This is a genomic window from Aestuariivirga sp. (genome assembly GCF_037139295.1).
Lineage (GTDB): Bacteria > Pseudomonadota > Alphaproteobacteria > Rhizobiales > Aestuariivirgaceae > Aestuariivirga.
In genome coordinates this window covers 1-2,924 of record NZ_JBAXGR010000223.1, presented here as the reverse complement: position 1 = coordinate 2,924, position 2,924 = coordinate 1, and the positions used below count along the sequence as shown (strand labels likewise).

3 protein-coding genes are annotated in these 2,924 nt (G+C 58.1%); 1 reads left to right on the top strand and 2 read right to left on the bottom strand.

The window, feature by feature from the left end; all coding sequences use genetic code 11:
• A partial coding sequence (locus WCJ41_RS21125; RefSeq protein ID WP_336907811.1) for a hypothetical protein occupies positions 1 to 196 on the top strand: 196 nt, incomplete at its 5' end.
• A 138-nt stretch (positions 197 to 334) separates the two neighbouring features.
• On the opposite strand, the gene WCJ41_RS21120 is transcribed toward WCJ41_RS21125, so the two are convergent.
• Positions 335 to 1,453: a M20 family metallopeptidase gene (locus WCJ41_RS21120; RefSeq protein ID WP_336907810.1), complete on the bottom strand. Its 1,119-nt coding sequence runs from the start codon at positions 1,451 to 1,453 to the stop codon at positions 335 to 337.
• A 95-nt stretch (positions 1,454 to 1,548) separates the two neighbouring features.
• Positions 1,549 to 2,634 carry a D-cysteine desulfhydrase family protein gene (locus WCJ41_RS21115; RefSeq protein WP_336907809.1) on the bottom strand — a complete coding sequence of 362 codons (1,086 nt, stop codon included), beginning with the start codon at positions 2,632 to 2,634 and terminating at the stop codon, positions 1,549 to 1,551.
• Positions 2,635 to 2,924 lie beyond the last annotated feature (290 nt).

Below are 2,924 nucleotides of genomic sequence, written 5' to 3'. Positions count from 1 at the left end.
CCTCGGTCTCGGGGCCGGGGCGTTACTCGTGGCGCAGCGGCCCTCCTTCTGGATCGAGTTCGGCCAGCGGCTGGGCAAAGTGTTGCTGCCACTCGCGTGGCGCTACGTCTCAAAGAGAATGCCGCCGGAGGAGGAGGCTGCGTGGCGTCAGGCTGAGAGGCGGGGGCAGGGGGAGGAGTGGTTGAAGGAGAGATGACTTAGGTAGGGGCAAAAGGCATTACTGAATGTGCGGTGAGTTGAGTTGAGCATCGCAACGCCGCATAACAAGAGAACCAACTCCCCAAAACCTCTCTTCGTTCACACGCGTAGTAGTCTCACTTCACAATAGAAATGGTCAACTCGCAGAGGGTATGGGTAAACTGTGGTATTGCCGAACAAACATCTCGAATAGGTTGATCGCAATTGAGAGGTCTTCGGGAGGTAGTGACTCGTTTGGCTGATGCGCCACACCAAGCGATCCAGGCCCAAAAGCGGGTAGTGTCGGGATTCCTGCTGCATTGGTGTTGGTGGCATCCGTGCCCCCGGTCATGACGCCCAAGACAGGCTCACTTCCGACGACCTCGCGCCATGCGGTCTTCGCAGCTTCTAACAGCCGGAGATCCTTTGCCTCGGTCCCCGGTGAGATCCAATTGAGTGGCGCATCAGCGGGTTCAATCGTCACGCGAGCACCCAAGCCGCTGGCCGACACGACGCGCCGCAATCGATCGAGCACAAGCTGCTCCGTCATGCCTTCGATGACCCTCACCTCAATGCAAGCCTTCAATGTGGACGGATGGGCGAATGGTACCATGCCGCCCTGAACCATGGTGGCCACGTTCAAGGTTGGCTTTGTCCCATCGACAGGATGTGCCCAGTCCGCAAATGGATCGGCTTCCACCAGAGCGTTGAGGGCTTTGGCAAAGGCATAGGACGCCCGCTCTTTCCGTGGCACATGATCGCCTGAGTGACCGGGTTTGCCCTGGGCTGTGAGCCAACACACGCAGTGGCCCCTTTGCGCCACAAACAGGCGTTGCCAGGATTGGGCGCCGAGGCCAGCAGGCTCTGTCATTGCCGCGCCGTCCGCCTTGAGTAGGCCCTGTTTCAAAAGCCACTCCATACCTTCCGCCGACCCCGCTTCTTCATCGGCGGAGAATACTAACGTCAGGGTTCCTTGAGGCTCCGGGTGCTTGTGAATTCGTGCCGCAGCAAAAAGCATGGCTGCGATTGCAGCTTTCATGTCCGCAGACCCCAGGCCAACGAGCCGATTGCCTTCGTGTGTGAGTACATAAGGATCGGAGGACCACGCGGCCAGATTTCCTGGGGGCACAGTGTCCATATGTGCTGCCAGCATAAGGTTGGGTGTGCCGCTCCCGATTGTGAAGATGAGATTGGGCCGGTGAGAAACGCGGGCATGGCTTTGCGGCTCCGGCAACCCGAGCCTCGCCGCTTCCTCGCAAATGATCTGTGTGACCACACGCTCGTCTCCAGGCGGATTGGGTGAGCGCGATGCCACAAGCCGCTTGAGAAGGTCGCGCGCCTCTTGCGCTTCGGCACTGTCGACTTCGCAGGTCATAAGGGACCGGGCATATTCTTGAGTTCAATAGGCCCCAATTGGGCCGCATAGCCATGCACTGCCGGTGTGCCACCCAAGTGAAGCAGTAGAACTTTCTTGCCCGCGAGTTGGCCTGCCTTGCTTAGTTCGATAAGACCGCGCAACGCCTTTCCTTCATAGACCGGATCGGCAATCAGGCCTTCGCTTCGTGCGAAGAGTTTGATAGCCGCAATGGTCTCCGCGTCGGCCATACCATAGGGACTGCGATCGCCAACAAAGAGGTCGACATGGTTGAGCGGCACGGAGGCCTGCGAGCCAATATCTTTGAGTGCAACGTTTGCCAGACGGTGTATGCGCTCGCGTTTGATCTCAGTTTCCTCATCATCTGGCACGCCGATTACCCTTATGGTGGAACCGATGGCTGCAAACCCAGCCAGCAGGCCGGATTGAGTGCTACTGCTTCCGGTGGTGTGCACCACAAGATCGAACGTGATACCGAGGGCGTGCTCCTGGCCTGCGATCTCTGCAGCGCAATTGACGTAACCATAACTTCCCAGGGGATGATCTGATGCGCCGCCGGGTATGAAATAGGGCTTCTGGCCGCGCCGGGTGAGATACTTGGCAAGATCCTCTAACGGGCCCTGATCTTCGATCGGGCGCTCAATCTCATCAAAGAATAATTCAGCGCCCATCATGCTGCTCAGCAGAATATTACCGGTTTGTCGGTATGTTGGTCCGGCACTGCGGGTCCAGTCGCAGTGGAGCAAAGCGCACTTGAGGCCCGCGCGCGCAGCGGCTGCAGCCGTTTGCCTTGTGTGGTTGGATTGAATAGCGCCCACTGTCAGCAGAGTATCCGCTCCCGATTTCAGCGCATCGCCTACGAGGAACTCCAACTTGCGTGTCTTGTTGCCACCGCCGGCAAGCCCCGACAAATCGTCCCGCTTGATCCAAAGTTCGGCGCAATCAATGTGCTTGCCAAAATTGGACAAACGATGAATCGGCGTCGGCAATTGCGTCAGAGAGAAGTGCGGCAGCTTGTTCAACTGCTGCCGGATTTGCGTGATCGTCCAAGAGGAGTGTGCCAAGCAAGTTACCCCGTTCATCCGCGGTTTTCTTGAGATAGGCTATCACGCGGTATTCCAAGATCAAAGTACCGGTCTTGGCTCAATACACACGAGACTTCAGGTTAGGTAATGGGCTCATATACGGGCTGTATTCTGATATAAAACTGATCGGCCCCCATCGAGTGGCCCGGTTTGAATGCTAGTGCATGATTGGCTTGGGCGCCAGCACGGGCGGCGAAGCCGGTCGGGGTAGTGCAGCGGCCCTCCTTCTGGATCGAATTTGCGGTGCGGATCGGGCGGCGACTGCTTCCGCTGGCGTGGCGCTACGT